Origin of the sequence: Bradyrhizobium sp. NAS96.2 (genome assembly GCF_001908235.1) — a bacterium.
Classification (GTDB): Bacteria; Pseudomonadota; Alphaproteobacteria; order Rhizobiales; family Xanthobacteraceae; genus Bradyrhizobium.
Map to the genome: position 1 here is coordinate 1 of NZ_LGHK01000177.1, position 21,288 is coordinate 21,288.

Annotated in this window: 21 protein-coding genes; 9 read left to right on the forward strand and 12 right to left on the reverse strand. The window is 64.6% G+C overall.

The features are described 5' to 3' along the window. Positions 1–752 (forward strand): caspase family protein (locus tag AC628_RS31385; RefSeq protein WP_143201900.1); only part of this gene is annotated, 752 nt, incomplete at its 5' end. Between the two features lie 113 nt (positions 753–865). Here the strand turns inward: AC628_RS31385 and AC628_RS31390 are convergent. The 6 genes from AC628_RS31390 to AC628_RS31415 form a co-directional block, all read right to left on the reverse strand. Next, a complete protein-coding gene (locus tag AC628_RS31390) occupies positions 866–1,984 on the reverse strand; it encodes a cobalamin-independent methionine synthase II family protein (protein WP_074130648.1) in 1,119 nt (372 codons plus the stop codon). A gap of 18 nt (positions 1,985–2,002) precedes the next feature. Then, positions 2,003–2,719 (reverse strand): ABC transporter ATP-binding protein, encoded by a 717-nt coding sequence (locus AC628_RS31395; protein ID WP_074130649.1) that lies wholly within the window; start codon positions 2,717–2,719, stop codon positions 2,003–2,005. Beyond that, positions 2,712–3,464: an ABC transporter ATP-binding protein gene (locus tag AC628_RS31400; RefSeq protein WP_074130650.1), complete on the reverse strand. Its 753-nt coding sequence runs from the start codon at positions 3,462–3,464 to the stop codon at positions 2,712–2,714. Before AC628_RS31400 ends, AC628_RS31395 begins: the two co-directional genes overlap by 8 nt. Further along, entirely contained in the window at positions 3,461–4,492 is a 1,032-nt protein-coding gene (locus AC628_RS31405) for a branched-chain amino acid ABC transporter permease (protein WP_074130651.1), read from the reverse strand. Before AC628_RS31405 ends, AC628_RS31400 begins: the two co-directional genes overlap by 4 nt. Before the next feature lie 7 nt (positions 4,493–4,499). Then, positions 4,500–5,369 carry a branched-chain amino acid ABC transporter permease gene (locus tag AC628_RS31410; RefSeq protein ID WP_074130652.1) on the reverse strand — a complete coding sequence of 290 codons (870 nt, stop codon included), beginning with the start codon at positions 5,367–5,369 and terminating at the stop codon, positions 4,500–4,502. A gap of 101 nt (positions 5,370–5,470) precedes the next feature. After that, positions 5,471–6,652: an ABC transporter substrate-binding protein gene (locus AC628_RS31415; RefSeq protein ID WP_074130663.1), complete on the reverse strand. Its 1,182-nt coding sequence runs from the start codon at positions 6,650–6,652 to the stop codon at positions 5,471–5,473. Between the two features lie 375 nt (positions 6,653–7,027). Here AC628_RS31415 and AC628_RS31420 point away from each other — a divergent pair, with 375 nt between their 5' ends. After that, positions 7,028–7,306 carry a hypothetical protein gene (locus AC628_RS31420; protein WP_074130664.1) on the forward strand — a complete coding sequence of 93 codons (279 nt, stop codon included), beginning with the start codon at positions 7,028–7,030 and terminating at the stop codon, positions 7,304–7,306. 9 nt (positions 7,307–7,315) lie between these two features. Here AC628_RS31420 and AC628_RS31425 read toward each other — a convergent pair whose 3' ends face one another. Next, on the reverse strand, positions 7,316–8,101 hold the full coding sequence (locus AC628_RS31425; protein WP_074130653.1) for a metallophosphoesterase: 786 nt from the start codon (positions 8,099–8,101) through the stop codon (positions 7,316–7,318). Between the two features lie 64 nt (positions 8,102–8,165). Then, positions 8,166–9,026 (reverse strand): formyltetrahydrofolate deformylase, encoded by an 861-nt coding sequence (purU, locus tag AC628_RS31430; RefSeq protein ID WP_074130654.1) that lies wholly within the window; start codon positions 9,024–9,026, stop codon positions 8,166–8,168. A gap of 136 nt (positions 9,027–9,162) precedes the next feature. Between purU and AC628_RS31435 the strand changes: the two genes are divergently transcribed. Further along, positions 9,163–10,002 (forward strand): uroporphyrinogen-III synthase, encoded by an 840-nt coding sequence (locus AC628_RS31435; RefSeq protein ID WP_074130655.1) that lies wholly within the window; start codon positions 9,163–9,165, stop codon positions 10,000–10,002. 115 nt (positions 10,003–10,117) lie between these two features. Here the strand turns inward: AC628_RS31435 and fcl are convergent, their stop codons facing one another. The 3 genes from fcl to AC628_RS31450 all read right to left on the reverse strand — a co-directional run bounded on the left by fcl (position 10,118) and on the right by AC628_RS31450 (position 12,957). Next, positions 10,118–11,074 carry a GDP-L-fucose synthase gene (fcl, locus tag AC628_RS31440; RefSeq protein WP_283806725.1) on the reverse strand — a complete coding sequence of 319 codons (957 nt, stop codon included), beginning with the start codon at positions 11,072–11,074 and terminating at the stop codon, positions 10,118–10,120. Continuing rightward, entirely contained in the window at positions 11,055–12,140 is a 1,086-nt protein-coding gene (gmd, locus tag AC628_RS31445; RefSeq protein ID WP_074130657.1) for a GDP-mannose 4,6-dehydratase, read from the reverse strand. Before gmd ends, fcl begins: the two co-directional genes overlap by 20 nt. A gap of 142 nt (positions 12,141–12,282) precedes the next feature. Continuing rightward, a complete protein-coding gene (locus AC628_RS31450) occupies positions 12,283–12,957 on the reverse strand; it encodes a Crp/Fnr family transcriptional regulator (protein ID WP_021080507.1) in 675 nt (224 codons plus the stop codon). Between the two features lie 391 nt (positions 12,958–13,348). On the opposite strand from AC628_RS31450, the gene AC628_RS31455 reads away from it, so the two are divergent. The 6 genes from AC628_RS31455 to AC628_RS31480 all read left to right on the forward strand — a co-directional run bounded on the left by AC628_RS31455 (position 13,349) and on the right by AC628_RS31480 (position 20,633). Continuing rightward, entirely contained in the window at positions 13,349–14,170 is an 822-nt protein-coding gene (locus tag AC628_RS31455) for an ABC transporter ATP-binding protein (RefSeq protein ID WP_050423145.1), read from the forward strand. Beyond that, entirely contained in the window at positions 14,167–16,095 is a 1,929-nt protein-coding gene (locus AC628_RS31460) for a long-chain fatty acid--CoA ligase (protein WP_074130658.1), read from the forward strand. The genes AC628_RS31455 and AC628_RS31460 overlap by 4 nt, the downstream gene beginning before the upstream one ends. 214 nt (positions 16,096–16,309) lie before the next feature. Further along, positions 16,310–17,203 carry a branched-chain amino acid ABC transporter permease gene (locus AC628_RS31465; RefSeq protein WP_074130659.1) on the forward strand — a complete coding sequence of 298 codons (894 nt, stop codon included), beginning with the start codon at positions 16,310–16,312 and terminating at the stop codon, positions 17,201–17,203. A gap of 3 nt (positions 17,204–17,206) precedes the next feature. Continuing rightward, positions 17,207–18,280, forward strand: coding sequence for a branched-chain amino acid ABC transporter permease (locus AC628_RS31470; RefSeq protein WP_074130660.1), 1,074 nt, complete (start codon positions 17,207–17,209; stop codon positions 18,278–18,280). A 51-nt stretch (positions 18,281–18,331) separates the two neighbouring features. Further along, the gene (locus AC628_RS31475; RefSeq protein WP_074130661.1) at positions 18,332–19,615 is read left to right on the forward strand and encodes an ABC transporter substrate-binding protein; all 1,284 of its coding nucleotides are present in this window, start codon (positions 18,332–18,334) and stop codon (positions 19,613–19,615) included. Between the two features lie 178 nt (positions 19,616–19,793). Continuing rightward, entirely contained in the window at positions 19,794–20,633 is an 840-nt protein-coding gene (locus AC628_RS31480; protein ID WP_074130662.1) for an ABC transporter ATP-binding protein, read from the forward strand. Positions 20,634–20,799: 166 nt separating this feature from the next. On the opposite strand, the gene AC628_RS31485 is transcribed toward AC628_RS31480, so the two are convergent. Beyond that, positions 20,800–21,288, reverse strand: a 489-nt coding sequence (locus AC628_RS31485) for an AGE family epimerase/isomerase (RefSeq protein WP_210190287.1), incomplete at its 5' end; no start/stop codon positions are given.

A 21,288-nucleotide genomic window follows, 5' to 3' on the forward strand; every position in this document is an offset into this window, starting at 1 on the left:
CGCCGGCAGCCCGCGTGCAGGCCGCAACGACCGGCCGGCGCGTCGCGCTCGTGATCGGCAACGGCGCCTATGCGCATGTGAAAGCGCTGCCCAATCCGCCGAACGATGCACGCGCCATCGCCAGGAGCCTGCGCGACATCGGCTTCACCGTCTCGGAGGGTCTCGATCTCGATCGCGAGACGATGCAGAGGACGATCCACGATTTCCTGCGCGAGGCGACGCGGTCGCAGATCGCCGTGGTCTACTACGCCGGCCATGGCGTGCAGGTCGACGGCCGCAACTACCTCGTGCCGGTCGATATCGAGTTCAAGGCAGGCGGGCGCATGACCGACGCAATGGTCGATATGGATACGATCATGGCCGGCCTCGACGACCAGATCCGCACCAACATCCTGATCCTCGATGCCTGCCGCAACAATCCGATGGCGCCGCAAGTGGCATCCGCGGGTCCGAGCCGCGGCATCGAAGCCGGATCCGGCCTTGCCGCACCGGCGACGCTGGGATCAGGCTCGACGCTCGGCGCCGGCACGCTGATCGCGTTCGCGACCGCGCCGGGCCAGGTCGCGCTCGACGGCGAAGGCGCCAACAGCCCGTTCTCGGCCGCATTGTCGCGCCATGTCGGCACGCCCGGCCTCGAAGTGCAGCAGATGCTGACGCGGGTCCGCGCCGAAGTCGTCGCCGCGACCAAGGGCAAGCAGGTGCCGTGGTCGAACTCCTCGCTGCTGGGCGAGGTCTATCTGGCGGAGCAGTGACGCGGCCTCCTCACCCGTCATTGCGAGCGAAGCGAAGCAATCCATCGCGCCACATGCGCGGACCGATGGATTGCTTCGTCGCTTTGCTCCTCGCAATGACGGCGGAGTCGGTCTTACTTCCCCCACACCTCATTCGCGACCTCGACGGCAAGCCTAAGCTTGGCCCACTGCTCTTCCTCGGAAAGGATGTTGCCCTCCTCGGTCGAGGCGAAGCCGCATTGCGGGGACACCGCGAGCTGTTCGATCGGGGCGAACTTCGCCGCCTCCTCCAGCCGCCGCTTGATGTCGTCCTTCTTCTCGAGCTCGCCGAACTTCGAGGTGATGACGCCGACCACCACGACCTTGTTGCCCTTGGGCAGGAAGCGCAGCGGCTCGAAGCCGCCGGCACGATCGGAATCATATTCGAGGAAATAGCCGTCGTAATTGGTGCCGGCCAGCATGGTCTCGGCGACCGGCTCGTAGCCGCCGGAGGAAATCCAGGTCGAGCGGAAATTGCCGCGGCAGACATGCGTCGTGATCACCATGTCGGCCGGGCGATCGGCGATCGCGTAATTGATGACGCGCGCGTAGATCTCCTGCAGGCCATCCGGATTGTCGCCGCGGTCGCGCGACTTCTGCAATTCCTCCTGCGAGCACAGATAGGCCCACACCGTGTCGTCGAATTGCAGGTAGCGGCACCCGGCGTCGTAGAACGCCTTCACGGCCTTGCGATAGGTCTTGCCGAGATCCTGATAGAACTCCTCGAGATCGGGATAGACCTCCTTCGAGATCAGCTTGCGGCCGCCGCGGAAATGCAGCACCGCCGGCGAGGGGATCGTCATCTTCGGCGTGACGTGCGCCTGGTCGGCATACTTCTTCAGGAACCTGAAGTGATCGAGCATCGGGTGCTGATCGGAGAAATCCAGCTTGCCGATCACCCTGATGGCGTCGTGCCGGGTCTGCACGCCCGCGAACTGGATGCCCATGTCGGGATGGAACAGCTCGCAGCCGGTCAGATGGCTGAGGAAATCGAAGTGCCACCAGGAGCGGCGGAACTCGCCGTCGGTCGCGAGCTTCAGGCCGACCGAGGCTTGCTTGTGCACGACCTTCTCGATCTCCATGTCCTCGACCTTGCGCAGCTCGTCGGCCGAGATCTCGCCCTTCTCCAACTTGGCGCGGGCCTCCTTGATCTTCGGCGGGCGCAACAGGCTGCCGACCTCGTCGGCGCGGAACGGAGGCTTGGTTCGCTGCATGGTGAACTCCCTAGGTCGTCAGTGTTTTTTGGTCCCGGCGACGCCGAGATGGCGCTCGAGGACGGAGGGATCGGCCTTCAGCGCGCTGCTCGCCGCATCGTGCACGATCGTGCCGCGTTCCAATATCACAACGCGGTCGGCGAGCCCCAGAATCTTTTGCGCGTTCTGCTCGACGATGATCGAGCAGATGCCGCCCGAGCGCGTGATGGTTCCGATCGCCTTTAACAATTCCTCAACGATGATCGGCGCGAGGCCCTCGGTCGGCTCGTCGAGCAGCAGCACTTTCGGGTTCAAGGTCAGCGCCCGGCCGATCGCCAGCATCTGCTGCTCGCCGCCGGACAGCTGGTTGCCGAAATTGCTGCGCCGCTCCTTCAGCCGCGGAAACATCTCGTACACCCGCTCGACCGTCCACGGCCCGGGCTGCGCCACCGCGGTCATGTTCTCTTCCACCGTCAGCGAGCGGAAGATGTTGCGCTCCTGCGGCACCCAGCCGATCCCGGCGCGGGCGCGCTGGTCGGGGCGCAGCGCCGTGATATCGCGGCCCGCGAGCGCGACGCTGCCGCCGAAACGCCTGGTGATGCCGACGATCGAATTGATCAGCGTGGTCTTGCCGGTGCCGTTGCGGCCAAGCAGCGCGAGCACCTGCCCCTCGGCAAGCACCAGCGACATATCGGGCAGCACCACCGCCTCGCCATATCCCGCGCGCAGGCCCTGGATAGAGAGCAGATCAGGCATCGGCTGCCTCGCCGAGATAGACCGCCCTCACCCGCGGATCGCGCGCGACCTCGTCGGGCGCGCCCTCGGTGAGCAGGCCGCCATTGACCAGCACCGAGATGCGGTCGGCGAAGGAGAACACGAGGTCCATGTCGTGCTCGATCAGCAGCACAGTGACGTCGCGCGGCAGCGCCGCGACCGCCGCCAGGATATCGTGGCGCTCGCTCTCGGGCACGCCGGCCGCGGGCTCGTCGAGCAGCAGCACCCGTGGTTTCGCTGCGATCGCGACCGCGATCTCGAGCAGGCGCTGCTTGCCATAGGGCAATGTCGAGGTGAGCTCGGTCATGACGTCGAGCAGATGGAAGCGCGACAGTATCTCGGCAATCTCGGCATTGACGTCGTCGCGCGTTCCCATCCGCCGCCACCAGTCGCCGCCGCGGCCCATTCGCTCGGAGACCGCAAGCCCGACGGTCTCGAGCGGCGTCAGGTCGGGATAGAGCTGGTTGATTTGGAAGGTGCGCGACAACCCGCGCAGCACCCGCTTGTGCACGGAGAGGCCGGTGATGTCGTGGCCCTCGAGCAGGATGCGCCCGCTGTTCGGGGTCAGCACGCCGGTGAGCTGGTTGATGACGGTGGTCTTGCCGGCGCCGTTCGGCCCGATCAGCGCGTGGCGGGCGCCCTGCATCACCTTCAGCGAGAGGTCGCGGGTGACGCGAAGGCCGCCGAAGGATTTTTCGAGGCCGCGGGTTTCGAGCGCGATCGTCATGACGCGTCGCCCTCCGGCACGGCGACGGCAGCCTTGCGGCCGGCGAACTGGCGAATGACCAGGTTCGGCACGAACAGCACCCAGCGGTGGATGCGCGCGCGGCCGACCATCACGATCACGACGAGCACGAGGCCGATCCAGAACAGCCAGTATTGCGGGGTGATGCTCTGGAATAGCTCCTGCAGCATCTTGAACACGACGGCGCCGATCAGGCCGCCATAGAGATAGCCGGTGCCGCCGATCACGAGCACCAGCATCAGGTCGGCAGAGCGCTCGAAGGAAAATACGTCAAGTGACGCAAGCGCCGTGGTCTGGGTGAACAGCGCACCGGCGATCCCGGCATAGAACGCGGCGAGCGTATAGACCGCGATCAGGCGGCGGTTGACCGGCACGCCGATCGCGGCCGCGCGCAGCGGATTGTTCCTGATCGCCCGCAGCGACAGGCCGAACGGCGAGTGCACCACGCGGCGCGCCAGCAGGAACAGGATGAACAGCACGATCAGCGAGTAGAAGAAGCCGGTCTTGCCGAACATGTCGAAGGTGAACAGCCCGAGGATCGGCTGCATCTCGATACCCTGCAGGCCATCGGTGCCGCCGGTGATATCGGAGAAGCGTTCGGCGAGCGCTTCCAAGAGCAGCGCGATGCCGAGCGTCACCATCAGCCGGGTCAGGTCGACGCCGCGGATGACCAGGAAGCTGGTGAGGAAGCCGAGCACGGCCGCGACGAAACCGGCGGCGACCAGCGCGATGACCGGCTCGTTGATGATGCCGTGCAGCGCCAGCAAGCCGGCCGAATAGGCGCCGACGCCGAAGAAAGCTGCGTGGCCGAGCGAGACGATTCCGGCATAGCCGAGGATCAAGTCGAGCGACAGCGCGAACAGGCCGAGCCGCACGATGTCGGTCATGATCAGATAGCGCGACGGGAACAGGAAGGCGCAGGCGAGCGCCAGCACCCAGAAGGCGACCTCGCTGATCCGCCAGCGCGCGCTGGCCATCGCATGAGAGGAGACGTCGGACAGCGCGGTCATATCAGCCTCACCGCGCCGCGGTGCGGCCGAACAGGCCGTTCGGGCGCCAGAGCAGGATCACGATCATGACCGTGTAGATCACGAAGGGACCGAGCTTGGGCACGTAATATTTGCCGGCGACGTCGGCGATACCGAGCAGCAGCGATGCAAGGAACGGCCCGGTGATCGAGGACGATCCGCCGACGGTGACGACGATCAGGAAGTAGATCATGAATTTGAGCGGAAAGTACGGATCGAGCCCTAGTATCTCCGCACTCAGCGCGCCGCCGAGGCCGGCGAGGCCGCAGCCGAAGGCGAAGGTGAAGGCGAACACCTGCGGCACGTTGATGCCGAGCCCGATCGCGGCACGCGGATCGTCGACCGCGGCGCGCAGGCGGCTGCCGAACCGCGTCTTCGCGAGGATCAGCTGCAGCGCCAGCGTCAGCAGGCCGCAGATCACGACGATCATCAGCCGGTAGCGGCCGATGCCGACGCCGAACAGATCGATCTGCCCCTCCAGCGCCGCCGGCAATTTGATGAAGACCCGCGACGATCCCATGATGTAGTCGACCGCTGCGACCGACATGAACACCAGACCGATCGAGAACAGCACCTGATCGAGATGGCTGCGGCTGTAGAGATGGCGGTACAGCGTGCGCTCGAGCGCGATGCCGATGACGGCACTGCCGACAAAGGCGAGCGGCAGCGCGGCGAAGAAGGGCCAGCCGGACTGATTGACCAGCACGGCACAGATATAGCCGCCGGCCATCGCGAAGGCGCCGTGCGCGAGATTGACGAAGTTCATCAGCCCGAGCGTCACCGCCAGCCCGCAGGCGAGCACGAACAGCAGCATGCCGTAGGCGACGCCGTCGAACAGGTTGGTGAGGATAGAGGCCATCAAGTCAGCTCAGCCGAGAGGACGCAAAGGATACCACGTCAAGTGGAACGTCATGGCCGGCTTGTCCGGCCATGACGTGGAGGGAGGCGGAGCTTCGCGCGTCACTTCTTGGTCTTGCCGGAATCCTTGACGGCCTCGAAGGTCGCGAACTCGACATTGTAGAGCTCGCCGTCGACCTTCTCGACCTTGCGGATGTAGATGTTCTGCACGATGTCGCGGGTTTCCGGATCGATCGAGATCGGGCCGCGCGGGCTCTCCCACTTCATGCCCTTCATCGCCTCGATCAACTTGTCGCCGTCGGTCGCGCCATTGGTCTTCTTCAGCGCCTCATAGATCAGGTGGATGCCGTCATAGCCGCTGACTGCCATGAAGCCCGGACGATTGCCGAACGCCTTCTTGTAGGCGGCGACGAAATCCTTGTTCATCTGGGACGGATGCGCGGCCGAATAGAGATGCGCGGTCACCGCGCCGAGCGCAGCATCGCCCATGTTGTTGAGCAGATCGTCGTCCATCACGTCGCCGGGGCCGATCACCTTGATGCCGCTCTTGTCGAGCCCGCGCTCGGCATATTGCTTCATGAAGTTGCCGCCCTGCCCGGCCGGCACGAACACGAACATCGCGTCGGGCTTGGAATCCTTCATGCGCTGCAGGAACGGCGCGAAGTCGGGATTGGCGAGCGGGACCTTGACCTCTTCCACGATCTCGCCGCCGCCGGCGGTGAAGTGCTGCTTGAAGAAGGTCAGCGCGTCGTTGCCCGGCGCGTAGTCGGAGGTCAGCGTCGCGACCTTCTTGATGCCGTTCTTGACCACCCAGTCGCCGATGATGGTGGAGGACTGCGCCAACGTGAAACTGGTGCGCACGATATAGGGCGAGCGCTCGGTGATGATCGAGGTGCCGGCCGCCATCACGACTTCCGGGATCTTGGCCTGGGTTGCCAGCGGCGCCGCGGCCAGCGCCGCGGGCGTCACGCCGAAGCCGGCGATGAAATTGACCTTGTCGTTGACGATCAGTTCCTGCGCGAGCCGCTTGGTGTTGTCGGGCACCGCGGCGTCATCCTTGAGGATGACCTCGATCTTCTTGCCGGCGACGGTGTCGCCGTTCTGCTGCATGTAGAGCTTGATCGCATTATCGATCTGCTTGCCGGTCGAGGCCTGGCCGCCGGTCATCGGTAGGATCAGGCCGATCTTGACGGCGTCGTCCGCCCGCGCCGGCACGCTGGCGCAAAACCCCCAAAGCGCGGCCGAAGCGGCGCACCACAGCAACCTCTTGCGACGATTGAACATCGACATCCCTCCCCCTTTCATCCTTCTGCCTCGAGCCGAGTGCCCGGCCCTTGCCTTAACCCAAGCATGTTGCGGCCAAGCCGCAACGCGACAAGGCGTCTCGAAGCGCCCTATTGTCAATCGGACGATGGACGTGTGTCGCGCGTAGCGCGATCGGGCCCAGCCGTAGCCACAAGTATCAGGGTACCAGAATCGCTCCCCGAAACTCAACGCCCCCAAGAGAACCGCTCTCGCGGACTTAGGCGGGCCGCGATCTCGATTAATTTGTACGATCGTACAAATCAAACGCCAATGTCAACAAACAAGCACAATTGCAGCCGAACGGTCGCACCCAAGATCATCATCCATAAAGACCAGGGCTGTATGCTGCCGCCAATGCCAACCTTCACACGCCACATCCCTGTCCTGATTGCCCTCGCGCTCGCGGCCTGCGCGCTCGGGGGATGCGGCACCGTGAACCAAAAGGTCTCGGCCGGCATGGCCGACTACATTCCGGCCTGGGCCGGCGGTCTGCCTGCGGACGCACCGCCGCGGGCGGGCACGCCCGAGTATGACAAGTTCATGCAGGAGCGAGAGCGCAAGCGCCTGATGCCCGCGGCCGAGCGCGGCGACGACGCCAAGCCGGCGGCGACAACGCAGAGCCCAGCCCACTGAGCGCGCGGCCTAGTCGAGGGCATCCTCGCTGATGATTTCGCCGCGGTAGCCGAACTCCACCATGTGCACGGTGACGTAGTCATCGCCAATGAACGCCACGCCGTAGGACTCCGGCAAATCGGCGACCGTCAGCACCTCCGCGAACACGGGATAGCTGGCGTGGTTGGTTCCGCGCAGCGAGGTGGTGGGGATGCCGGCGACCGAACCGCTCAGCACCATGCGGCAGTGACCGAAGAAGATATGCCGGATCTTGCTCCGGTGCTTCGCGACGATCGACCGGAACGCGCGATCGTCGAGCAGGCCGATACGGTCCACCGGGCCGATATGCGTCGGGAACGGATTGTGATGCATGAACAGGAAGAACGGGCCGTCGTGCTCGGATAGCTGCCGCGCCAGCCAGGCCTGCCGCCTCTCGCAAAAGCTGCCGGCGGCCGTCTGCGGCTCGTAGGTGTCGAGGAGCAGGCAGCGGCCGAAGGAGGCATCGTGAACGCCCTGCGCGAACCCGTCCGCGTCGGCGCATTCGGGAAACACGCTGAGAAACGTCTCGCGATGGTCGTGGTTGCCGATACAAAGCCGCGTCGGGATCGGAAACCGCCTCAGGCGGTCGCGCAGCAATTGATAGTCCGCGAGGTCACCCAGATCGGAAAGATCGCCCGAGATCACCATCAGCTCGGCATCGCGATGATCGGCAAGCACCTGATCGAGCGCACGCTCGAAATTGACCAGGGGATCACGGCCGAAGATCGTCCTCCCCGGCGCCGTCAGATGGATGTCGCTCATGTGGATGAGTTTCATGCAGCACCTCGATGCAAGGCGACACCATGGAAGTCAAAGCGCGGCGACCGGGTTAACCCTGGGGTCAGTCCACGAACACCACGGTCTTGCGCCCGTTGAGGATGACGCGGTCGGCGAGATGGTAGCGGATCGCCCGCGCCAGCACGCGGCGCTCGATGTCGCGGCCCTTGCGCACGAGATCCTCGGGCGTGTCGCGATGGCTGATGCGCTCGACGTCCTGATCGATAATCGGCCCCTCGTCGAGATCGCTGGTGACATAATGCGCGGTGGCGCCGATCAGCTTGACGCCGCGCTCATGCGCCTGGTGGTAGGGCTTGGCGCCCTTGAAGCCCGGCAGGAAGGAATGATGGATGTTGATGCAGCGGCCCGACAGGCGCGCCGACATCTCGTCCGAGAGGATCTGCATGTAGCGGGCCAGCACGACGAGGTCGGTGTTCGTGTCCTGGGCGAGCTTCCACACCGCGTCTTCCTGCTGCCGCTTGGTGTCCTTGGTCACGGGCAGATGATGGAACGGGATATCGCCGAAATCGAGCGAGCCATAGGTCTCGCGCGGATGGTTGGAGACGATCGCGGTCGGGATCATCTCGAGCTCGCCGGTGCGCCAGCGGTAGAGGATGTCGACCAGGCAGTGATCGGACTTCGACACCAGCAGCATCACCCGCCGCCGGCTGGCGCGGTCGCGCATCTGCCATTCCATGCCGAAGCGTTCGGCGATCGCGGCAAAGCCGGTCTGCAGCGCCGGCAGCCCGACCGCGAGGTCGGCCGCGGTGAACACCACGCGCATGAAGAACTTGCCGGTCTCGACATCGTTGAATTGCTGGGCGTCGAGGATGTTCTGGCCGTTATGCGCGAGGAAGGTCGAGACTGCGGAGACGATCCCGGGGCGGTCCGGACAGGACAGGGTCAGAACGAATTGATGGGGCATGCCAATTGACCAAAGCTTGAGCAGTTGCGTGGAACGGTCATTTTCGGTCCCCGTCTATCACCGCAGGTAGCCTTGCGCCAATCCCGGCGCGGGGGTCAAATCGAACAAATGACGACAATGTTTGTTAGGGACCATCATGGCTGACCGGCTGAACGGCTACCGCATCCTGATCCTCGAGACGCGCGAGGAGGCGCAGTTTTCCCGCCTGCTCGCCGAGCAGGGCGCCGATGTGCTGCAATGCCCGATGTTCACCATCCACGATGCGCCGGATCCGGCGCCGACCGAAGCCTGGATTCGCCGCGCCATTGAACGGCCGCTCGACGACCTCGTGCTGATGACCGGCGAAGGCCTGCGCCGCCTCATGAAGGTCGTGCGCCGGATCGGGGTCGAGGCGGAATTCGTCGGTAGCCTCGGCAGGGCGCGCAAATTCGCCCGCGGCCCCAAGCCCGGCCGCGCGCTGCGCGAGATCGGGCTCGAGCCGCAAATGACGACGGAGAAACCGACCTCGGAAGGCGTTGCCGATATGCTGTCGACGCTCGACCTGAAGGGACATCGGCTCGGGCTGCAGCTCTATCCGGACAAGGACCACGCCACGCTGATCGGTGCGATCAAGGCGCAGGGTGCCGAGGTCGATACCGTGCTGCCCTATGTCTATGATGCGCAGGCCGCCGACGCCAACATCGTCACTGCGATCGAGGAGATGGCGCAGGGCCGAATTGATGCGATCGCACTGACGAGTTCCGGCCAGGTTCGCCGCCTGCTCGAGGTGGCACAGGCGCACAAGTGCGAGGCGCAATTGCGCGAGGGCCTGGAGCAGACGCCGATCGCCTCCGTCGGGCCCGTGGTGTCGGATGAACTGAAGACCTACGGCCTGCGCACCGACATCTATCCGGCGAACGATGCGTTCTTCATGAAGCCGCTGATCTCGGCGATGGCGACTGCGCTGTCGAAGGCGCCGCCGCGGATGGCAAAGTAACCGCAACAACTGTCATTGCGAGCGAAGCGAAGCAATCCATTTCGCCACTTGTGGACGACAGATGGATTGCTTCGTCGCTTGCGCTCCTCGCAATGACGATGGAAAGAGCTGTGCCCTACTCCACCGCCTGCTTGGTCTCGTTCAGATAGGCTTGGTACGCGAGCTTGATGCCATCCTCGAGCGAAGTGGTGGCGCGCCAGCCGAGCTTGGCGAGCCTGTTGACGTCGAGCAGCTTGCGCGGCGTGCCGTCGGGGCGCGAGGTGTCGAAGCTGATCTCACCGCGATAGCCGACGGCGGCGGCAACGACGCGGGCGAATTCGGCGATGGTGATGTCCTCGCCGGTGCCGATATTGACCAGCTCCGGCGCGGAATATGTCTTCATCAAATGGATGCAGGCGTCGGCGAGATCGTCGACATAGAGGAATTCCCGGCGTGGCGTGCCGGTGCCCCACACCACGACGTCGGCAGCGCCGGAAACCTTGGCCTCGTGGAAGCGGCGAATCAGCGCGGCGACGACGTGGCTGTACTCCGGATGATAATTGTCGCCGGGTCCATAAAGATTGGTCGGCATCACGCTGATGAAATCGGCGCCGTATTGGCTGCGATAGGCCTCGGCCATCTTGATGCCGGCGATCTTGGCGACGGCGTAAGGCTCGTTGGTCGGCTCCAGCGGGCCGGTCAGCATCGAATCCTCGCGCAGCGGCTGCGGCGCCAGGCGCGGATAGATGCAGGACGAGCCGAAGAACATCAGCTTCTCGCAGCCATTGGCATGCGCCGCCTGGATCACGTTGGTCGAGATCGCCAGATTGTCATAGAGGAATTCGGCGCGCAGCGTGTTGTTGGCGACGATGCCGCCGACCTTGGCGGCGGCGAGGAACACCGCCTGCGGCCGCTTCGCGACAAACCAGGCGTTCACCGCGCCCTGGTCGCGCAGATCAACCTCGCTGCGCAACACCGTCAGCAGATCGGCCTGTTCGCGCGCCAGCCGGCGCATCAGCGCCGAGCCGACCATGCCGCGATGGCCGGCGACGAAAACCGTCTTGCCCTTCAGTTCAAACGCCGTGCTTGCCATTGGCCGCATCCTGCCTGGCCTCGATGAGATCGCTGGCGACCATTTCCTTCACCAGCTGCGCGAACGGCGTCTTCGGCGCCCAGCCGAGCTTGGCCCGCGCCTTACTGGCGTCGCCGATCAGAAGATCGACCTCGGTCGGGCGGAAATAGGCCGGGTCGATCTGCACCAGCGTAGTGCCGGACGCCTTGTCGATACCGATCTCCTCGACGCCTTTGCCGCGCCATTCGATGCTGCGGCCGACCTCGGCAAACGCCAGCTCGACGAATTCGCGCACCGAGCGCGTCTCGCCGGTCGCGAGCACGAAGTCGCCGGGCTCGTCCGCCAGCAGGATCTTGTGCATGCCCTCGACGTAGTCGCGGGCGTGGCCCCAGTCGCGCTTGGCATCGAGATTGCCGAGATAGAGCTTGTTCTCGAGGCCGACTTCGATGCGGGCGACGGCGCGGGTGATCTTGCGCGTCACGAAGGTCTCGCCGCGGATCGGGCTCTCATGGTTGAACAGGATGCCGTTACTGGCGAACATGCCGTAGGCCTCGCGGTAGTTCACCGTGATCCAGTAGCCGTAGAGCTTGGCGACGCCATAGGGCGAGCGCGGATAGAACGGCGTGGTCTCCTTCTGCGGCACCTCCTGCACCAGCCCGTACAGCTCCGAGGTCGAGGCCTGGTAGAACCGGGTCTCCTTCTCCATGCCGAGGATGCGGATCGCCTCCAGCAGCCGCAGCACGCCGATGGCGTCGGCATTGGCGGTGTATTCCGAGCTCTCGAAGCTGACCTGGACGTGGCTCTGGGCGGCGAGGTTGTAGATCTCGGTCGGCCGGATCTGCTGCACCAGGCGGATCAGGTTGGTCGAATCGGTCATGTCGCCGTAGTGCATCAGGAACGGCACGTTGCCCGCGTGCGGATCCTGGTAGAGATGGTCGACGCGCGCGGTGTTGAACGAGGATGAGCGGCGCTTGATCCCGTGCACGGTATAGCCGAGGCCGAGCAGATATTCGGCGAGATACGCGCCGTCCTGCCCGGTGACGCCGGTGATCAGCGCAACGCGCCGCTTTGAGTCCTGAGCCGTCATATCATCTCCAGAGAGCGCGAGACCGCGCGATCCCAACGAGGCCGGTCTGTAGCACCCGGCCACCTCCAAGTCTAATGGCATAATCGTTTGGAATCAGGGCCTTAAAGCCCCGAAAACCCGGTTCAATGCGGTCTGGCGCCACTCACTCGCCGTAGTGGCGCAGCCGGTCGAGCTCGATGATCGTGACCCCGCCATATTCGAGCCGCAGCAGCCCCTCGCGCTCGAGCCGCTTCAGGCACTGGTTGGCGTTCTGCCGGGAGATTCCCGACAGCGCCCCGATCTCCTCCTGGGTGATTTCAAGGTGCAGGGTGAGCTCGGGGTAAAGAATCGGATTGAACAGCGAGGCGATCGAGCGCGCCAACCGTGCGGTTGCGTCCAGCGTGCGGCCATATTCGAGCAGCGCGATGAACTGGCCGAGCCGCTCGTTGAGCTGTCCAACCAGGAAGCGGTTGAAGCCGACGCTGTTCTCGAACAGCCAGACGAAGGTCCGGCGATCCATCATCGCGAGGCGCGTATCGCGCAGCGCGACCACGTCGTAGCGCCGCAGCTCGTTCTTGAGCACGGTGCCCTCGCCGAACCACGCGCCCGCCGTGAGGCCCGCGAAGCTCGCGGCCTTGCCGCCGCGCGAAACGATGCCCATGCGCGCCAGCCCGGTGACGATGCCGGTCCAGTACTGGAAATTGTCGCCGCGCATGAAGATGAATTCGTTGGCGCGGTAGGACTTCTCGGAAATGCCGGCGCGCGCGATCTCGATTTCTTGCTCGGTCAGCTCGCGCGACCAGGCCGCGATGCGCTTCAGGTAATCAGCAGCAATCATTCTAGCGACGGCATCCCACCCAAGATATTGCACCGCAGCAACGCCGTGCGCGAAGCCAGGTGACCCGAGGCCTGGAATGCCAGCGAAAATTCCTGACCAAATGTCGGGCACAAGACAATTCAACCTATCGCTTTCTCGTATTCAGAGCCACCTCGCGTAACGCCGCGCGCAGCGCTTCGATGGATCGCTGAAGGCGGACGACGCGGGACACGGGCTTGCAGGCGGGGTGCGGCGTTACCGCGCATGACGCAGGCGATCGGGGCGAGCAATTGCTCCCGGACGCCGGCATCATTAGTCGGATGGTTTCCTTCGGCGCCCCATGTAAGATCGAACCGAGATCGAAGCGAAAGATAAAGAGCGCGCCAAAGCGCCCGTATCTGGAGGGAACAGGGTGGCTAACAGTCTCGAGGTGCGCGGAGTCTCATTGCGCTTTGGCGGCGTCCGCGCGCTGACCGAAGTGAGCTTCGGCGTCAACGAAGGCGAGCTGTTCTCGATCATCGGCCCGAACGGCGCCGGCAAGACCTCGATCGTCAACTGCATCTCCGGCCGCTACCGGCCGACCGAAGGCCAGCTGTTCTATCGCGGCCAGGACATCACCGGCCTCACCCCGAACGCGCGACCCCGCCTCGGTATCGGCCGGACCTTCCAGAATCTGGCGCTGTTCCACCACATGAGCGTGCTCGACAACATCATGGTCGGCCGCCATCACCTGCTGAAGAACAACTTCATCACGGGCTCGCTGTACTGGCTGACCGGCGCGCGCCGCGAGGAGCTGGAGCACCGCCGCAAGGTCGAGGAGATCATCGACTTCCTCGATCTGCAATCGGTGCGCAAGGCGACCGCCGGCACCCTGCCCTACGGCCTGCGCAAGCGGGTCGAACTCGCCCGCGCGATGGCGCTCGAGCCGCAACTGATCCTGCTCGACGAGCCGATGGCCGGCATGAACTTCGAAGAGAAGGAGGACATGGCGCGCTACATCGTCGACCTCAACGAAGAGTTTGGCATGACGGTGATGATGATCGAGCACGACATGGGCGTCGTGATGGACATCTCCCACCGCGTCATGGTGCTCGACTTCGGCCGCAAGATCGCCGAGGGCGATCCGGCGACCGTGCTCGCCGATCCCCACGTCAAACGCGCCTATCTCGGCGAAGAGGACGAGGTGCTGGTCGACCCCGACGACAAGCCGGCAGTGCGGGAGAGCGCGGCATGATGGATTATGCCGGTCGCGCCGCGCAGGCCGACACCTTCCCCAAGATGCTGCGCCTCAACGCCAAGGAGCACGGCAACGAGATCGCGCTGCGCGAGAAGGATTTCGGGCTATGGCGCGAATTCACCTGGAACGACTACCAGACCCGTACCCATGATTTCGCGCTCGGCATGGTCGAGCTCGGCCTCGGGCGGGGCGACGTGATCGGCATCATCGGCGACAACCGGCCGGACTGGGTCGCGGCCGAAATCGCGGCCCACGCGATCGGCGCGATGAGCCTTGGCCTCTACCGCGACGTGCTGGACGAGGAAGCCGCCTATCTCCTGACCTATGGCGAGGCCAAGCTGGTCTTCGCCGAGGACGAAGAACAGGTCGACAAGCTGCTCGGCCTTGCCGACCGGGTGCCCAATCTCAAGCACATCGTCTATTCCGATCCGCGCGGCATGCGGAAGTACGACGATCCGCGATTGATGGAGGCGAGCAAGCTCGTCGCTTTGGGCCGCGATCGCGCGGCGCGCGAGCCTGGGCTTTATGAGCGGCTGGTCGACGCCACGCGTGGCGACGACATCGCGATCCTCTGCACGACCTCGGGCACGACCGCCAACCCGAAGCTCGCGATGCTCTCGGCCGGACGCGTGCTGCGGCACTGCGCGACCTATCTTTCCTTCGATCCGAAGGGGCCCGACGACGAATACGTCTCGGTGCTGCCGCTGCCCTGGATCATGGAACAGATCTATGCGCTGGGCAAAGCGCTGCTCTCCCGGATGAAGGTCAACTTCGTCGAAGAGCCCGACACCATGATGCACGATTTCCGCGAGATCGCGCCGACCTTCGTGCTGTTCGCGCCGCGGGTCTGGGAATCGATCGCGGCTGACGTCCGCGCGGGCGTGATGGACGCTTCGCCGTTCAAGCAGCGGCTCTACGATCTCGGCATAAAGACCGGGCTTGCGGCGCTCGCCGAGGGCAAGCGCTCGGTATTGGCCGATCAGCTCCTGTTCCGCGCGCTGCGCGACCGGCTCGGCTTCACCCGGCTGCGCTCGGCGGCGACCGGCGGCGCGGCGCTCGGGCCGGATACGTTCAAGTTCTTCCAGGCAATGGGCGTGCCGCTGCGCACGCTGTATGGCCAGACCGAGCTGCTCGGCGCCTACACGCTGCACCCCGAAGGCAAGGTCGATCCGGACACGACAGGCGTGCCGATGGCCGACAACATCGAGATCCGCATCGACAATGCCGACGTCAACGGCGTCGGCGAGATCGTGGTGCGGCATCCGAATATGTTCCACGGCTATTACAAGAACCCCGAGGCATCGGTCGCCGACATCAAGGACGGCTGGATGCATTCGGGCGATGCCGGCTACTACAACGACAACCGGCAGCTCGTGGTGATCGACCGCATCAAGGACCTCGCCGAGACCTCGCGCGGCGAACGCTTCTCGCCACAATATATCGAGAACAAGTTGAAGTTCTCGCCCTATGTCGCCGAAGCCGTGGTGCTCGGCGCCGGCCGCGACACGCTGGCCGCGATGATTTGCATCCGCTACTCGATCATCTCGAAATGGGCGGAGAAGAACCGCCTCTCGTTCACGACCTACACCGACCTGTCGTCGCGGCCCGAAGTCTATGCGCTGTTGAAGAAAGAGGTCGAGACCGTCAACGCCACCCTGCCGCCGGCGCAGCGCATCTCGCGCTTCCTGCTGCTGTACAAGGAGCTCGATGCCGACGACGGCGAGCTGACGCGGACCCGGAAGGTCCGCCGAGGCGTGATCAACGAGAAGTACGCAGATATCATCGAGGCGATCTACCGCGGCAAGGCCAGCATCCCCGTCGACACCGTGATCCGCTTCCAGGACGGCACCACGCAGCGCGTCCGCACCACGTTGCAAGTCATCGATCTCGGCCGCGCCGCGATCGCGGAGGCCGCGGAATGACCGGGCTGCGAGAACGGAGCGCGCTGCCAGTGAATGCGCCCTCTCCCCTTGTGGGAGAGGGTTACACCGCCAGTCGACAAAAACTCGCTTCGGTGAGGGGTCCTCTCTCAACGATCCCGATGCGGAGACAACCCCTCACCCGGCTTCGCTTTGCGAAGCCACCCTCTCCCACAGGAGGAGAGGGTGCTGGCGCCGTTCGGAGCGACCACACCCCATGAACACCCAGTTCCTGATCCAGCTGATCGTCAACGGCCTCGTGGTCGGCACGCTCTACGGCGTGGTCGCGATGTCGTTCGTGCTGATCTACAAGGCGACGCAGGTCGTGAATTTCGCACAGGGAGAACTGCTGCTGGTCGGCGCCTGGGTGTGCTGGGCGCTGCTGACGAAGTACCAGGTGCCGTTCTGGATCGGCATGCCGATCACGCTGGTGTTCATGTTCATTTTCGGCATCGCGATCCAGGTCGTAATCCTGCGGCCGATGATCGGCGAGCCGATCATATCCGTAATCATGGTGACGATTGGCCTCTCGACGGTGTTCCAGGCCGCGCTGAAATGGATCTTCGGCGTCAACCCGCAGCCGTTCCCGCGCGTATTCCAGAGCCAGGCGGTCAGCCTGTTCGGGCTACAGATCCAGACCGTCTATGTCATGAGCCTCGTGGTCTCGCTCGCCATGATGGTCGGCATGGCCTGGTTCTTCCGCGCCTCCAAATATGGCCTGGCGATGCGGGCCACCGCCTTCAACCAGCAGGTCGCGCAATCGCTCGGCATCTCCGTGAAGAGCGTGTTCGCGATGGCCTGGGCGATCTCGGCCACCGTCTCGGCGGTTGCAGGCGTCGTGGTTGCGGTCGTCAACGGCGTCTCGTCCGGCCTCTCCGCCTACGGCATCAAGGTGTTTCCGGCCGCGATCCTCGGCGGGCTCGACTCGGTCGGCGGCGCCGTGCTCGGCGGCATCATCATCGGGCTATTGGAAAACGTCGCCCAGTATCTCGACAGCGAGTATCTGCACTGGGGCAATCTCTACGAAATCGCGCCGTTCTACGTCCTGATCATCATCCTGATGATCAAGCCGTACGGCCTGTTCGGCACCAAGGACATTGAGCGGGTCTGATCAATGGCAACGAGCACCCTCATCCCGTCAGGCGATTTCCGCACCAGCTACGCGTCCGACACCACGATCTTCCCGACCGCGACCAGCCGCAACTTCGCGATCGCCGGCATCGCGCTGGCCTGCTTCGCGCCGATGCTGCTGTCCAACTATCTGCTCTCGATCGCGATCCAGATCGGCATCTTCGCGATCGCAGCGCTCGGCCTCAACGTCCTGGTGGGCTTCACCGGCCAGATTTCGATCGGCCACGCCGCGTTCTTCCTGTTCGGCGCCTTTACCTCGGCCTACATCTCCAACAACGCGCCGATCCCGGTGTTCTTCGCCATTCCCCTCGCCGGCGTGATCACGGCGCTGGTCGGCCTGATCTTCGGCGTGCCGGCGGCGCGGCTGAAGGGGCTCTACCTCGTCATCGCGACGCTCGCCGCGCAGTACATCCTGCTCGACTTCTTCTCGCGCGCCGAATGGTTCTCGGGCGGCTCGGTGCCGGCCAGCGCCAATCCGTTCTCGATTTTCGGCTACACGCTGCGCGGCGACCGGCAGTATTTCTACGTCGTGCTCGCCTACATGGTGATCAGCTATCTGCTCGTGACCAATTTGATGCGCACCCGCGACGGCCGCGCGCTGGTCGCGATCCGCGACCACTATCTCTCCGCCGAGATCATGGGCATCAACCTCACCAAGTACCGGACGCTGTCGTTCGGGCTGGCCGCCTTCTTTGCCGGCATCGCCGGCGCGCTCTACGCGCATTATCAGCTCGTGGTCTCCCAGGAAGGTTTTGGCATCGAGCGCTCGGTGCTGTTCCTCGCGATGGTCATCATCGGCGGCACCGGCTCGGTGATGGGCACGCTGATGGGCACCGCCTTCGTGGTGCTGCTGCCGGAATCGATGGAATGGCTGAGCGCGTGGCTGAAGGGCGGCGCCATCGACAAGGCGCTGCAGCTCAACAACAACATCACCTTCCTGCGCGAGATCGCGATCGGCCTGATCATCATCGGCTTTCTGATGTTCGAGCCGGACGGGCTCGCGCACCGCTGGCGGCAGATCAAGGCCTACTGGAAGCTTTATCCGTTCTCGCACTGACGCGTCGAGCAACACAAATTCGGTTCAACGAATAAGCAGGAGGAAACAAAAATGACGATTAGATCCCTTTTGAGCTCGGTCTCCCTCGCGCTGCTGATCAGCAGCGCCGCCGCCACCGCACAGGCCCAGATCGCCATCGGCCATCTGCAGGACCTCTCGGGCGGCACCTCCGACGTCGGCACGCCCTATGGCCAGGGCGTCGCCGATACGTTTGCCTGGATCAACAAGAACGGCGGCGTCGGCGGCAAGCAGCTCAGCGTCGACAGCAACGACTATGGCTACCAGGTGCCGCGCGCGATCGCGCTGTACAAGAAGTGGTCGGCGCCCGACGGCAAGGTCGCGGCGATCATGGGCTGGGGCACGGCGGACACCGAGGCGCTGACCGGCTTCCTCGCGCAGGACAAGATCCCCGACATGTCGGGCTCCTATGCCGCGGCGCTGACCGATCCCGAGGGCACCAGCGGCAAGGCCAAGCCCGCGCCGTACAATTTCTTCTACGGCCCGAGCTACTCGGACGCACTGCGCGCCGAGCTGACCTGGGCAGCCGAGGACTGGAAGGCCAAGGGCAAGCCCGGCAAGCCCAAATTCGTCCACATGGGCGCCAACCATCCCTATCCGAACGCGCCGAAGGCTGCCGGCGAAGCGCTCGCGACCGAGCTCGGCTTCGAGGTGCTGCCGCCGCTGGTGTTCGCGCTGTCGCCCGGCGACTACTCGGCCCAGTGCCTGAGCCTGAAGAGCTCCGGCGCCAATTACGCCTATCTCGGCAACACCGCGGCCTCCAACATCTCGGTCATGAAGGCCTGCAAGACCGCCGGCGTCGACGTCCAGTTCCTCAGCAACGTCTGGGGCATGGATGAGAACGCCGCCAAGACCGCGGGCGATGCCGCCGACGGCGTGATCTTCCCGCTGCGCACGGCGGTCGGCTGGGGCGGCAATGCGCCCGGCATGAAGACCGTGATGGAGATCTCGAAGATGTCCGATCCGTCGGGCAAGGTCTATCGCCCGGTGCACTACATCGCCGCGGTCTGCAGCGCGCTCTACATGAAGGAAGCGCTGGATTGGGCCGCCAAGAACGGCGGCGCCACCGGCGAGAACGTCGCCAAGGGCTTCTACCAAAAGAAGGACTGGGTGCCGGCCGGCATGGACGGCGTCTGCAATCCCTCGAGCTGGACCGAGAAGGATCATCGCCCGACGACGAAGGTCGATCTCTATCGTGCCAAGGTATCGGGTGCGACCGATGGCGACATCAACGACCTGATGAGCAAGGGCACGATCAAGCTCGAGAAGGTGAAGACCGTCGAACTGCCGCGCAAGCCGGAATGGTTTGGCTGGTGAGGTCGTGAGGCGGCCTCCTGCACCGCCTCAACAACAATCGTCATCCCCCGCGAAAGCGGGGGATCCGGTACGCCGCGCTCTCACGATTTTATCGCTGGCGTCTCTGGAATACTGGGTCACCCGCTCGAGTGCGCAGTCGCGCACGAAACGCGGGTGACGACAGCGGAGAACAGTCGAGATGAACGAAACCCTCGAAGCCACCCGCCCGGTGCCGACGGCCGTCCCGCCGCCGCCGCTGCTCAGCGTCAACAACATCGAGGTCGTCTATGACGACGTCATCCTGGTGTTGCGCGGCCTCAGCCTCGAGGTGCCGAAGGGCGCGATCGTGGCGCTGCTCGGCGCCAACGGCGCCGGCAAGTCGACGACGCTGAAGGCGATCTCCGGCCTGCTCAAGACCGAGGACGGCGAAGTCACCCGCGGCGAGATCCTGTTCGAGGGCCAGCGCATCAACGGCATCGATCCGGACAAGATCGTCCGGCGCGGCATCTTCCAGGTGATGGAGGGCCGCCGCATCGTCGCCGACATGACCTCGCTGGAGAATTTGCGGCTCGGCGCCTTCACCCGGCGCGACGGCGAGGTCTCTGACGACATCGACATGGTGTACAAGTACTTCCCGCGCCTGAAGGAGCGCACGGGCCTTGCCGGCTATCTCTCCGGCGGCGAGCAGCAGATGCTCGCGATCGGCCGCGCGCTGATGGCGCGACCGAAGATGATCCTGATGGACGAGCCGTCGATGGGGTTGTCACCCCTGCTGGTCAAGGAAGTGTTCGCGATCATCAAGGAGATCAACCGCGATCTCGGCGTCACGATCCTGCTGGTCGAGCAGAATGCCCGCGCTGCGCTTTCGGTCGCGAGCCATGGCTACATCATGGAACAGGGCAAGGTGGTGCTCGACGGCTCCGCCGACGAGCTGCGCGACAACGAGGACGTCAAGGAATTCTACCTCGGCGGCGCCGGCGACCAGCGCAAGAGCTTCAAGAACCTGAAGAGCTTCAAGCGGCGCAAGCGCTGGCTCTAAGGATATCGGGCGTTTTCGAGCGGAGCCACGGGTGCAGAAAGCGCGTCAGACCAGGAAGGCGGTCCTAGAGCTTGATCCGTTCCGATTGAATCGGAACGGAGCTCTAGATTTTCATCGTAACGTGTTTTCTTCACGCGAACCGGTACCCACTTCGCTCGAAAACGCTCTAGCTGAGCACCTGCTCCGCTTCGGTGACCGCGCAGAGCACATGGTAGAACGACGACGCCGGGATCGTGGCGATCAGCGAATTGCCGTCGCGGTCAAACTGATCGTACCAGCCGCCGGCCACGGGGTGGCTGAGATAGTGCCGCTCCAGCAGCACCAGCGCCGCGCGCGCCTCGTCCGCAGCTCCGGCTTCGCCCGACTCGGCCTGTGCGATCCAGGCCTTCGCCAGTTCGCTCTGCGGCCACAGCCGCCTGGAGGGCCGGCGAATATTGCCCTCCGCATCGCCCTCGTCGATCAGGCAGCCGGTGGCGTCGCGATAGCGCAGCGCCGAGACCAGGAGCTCGCCGCGCGGACGCCCCGTTGGGCAGCCGGTGATCCGCTCAAACCCCTTCAGCAGCCAGACCCATTCGGCGAGGTGTCCCGGCTCGACGCTGACCGGCGGGATCCGCGACCAGTCCTCCTCGAAATATTCGCTGAGGGTACGCGTCTG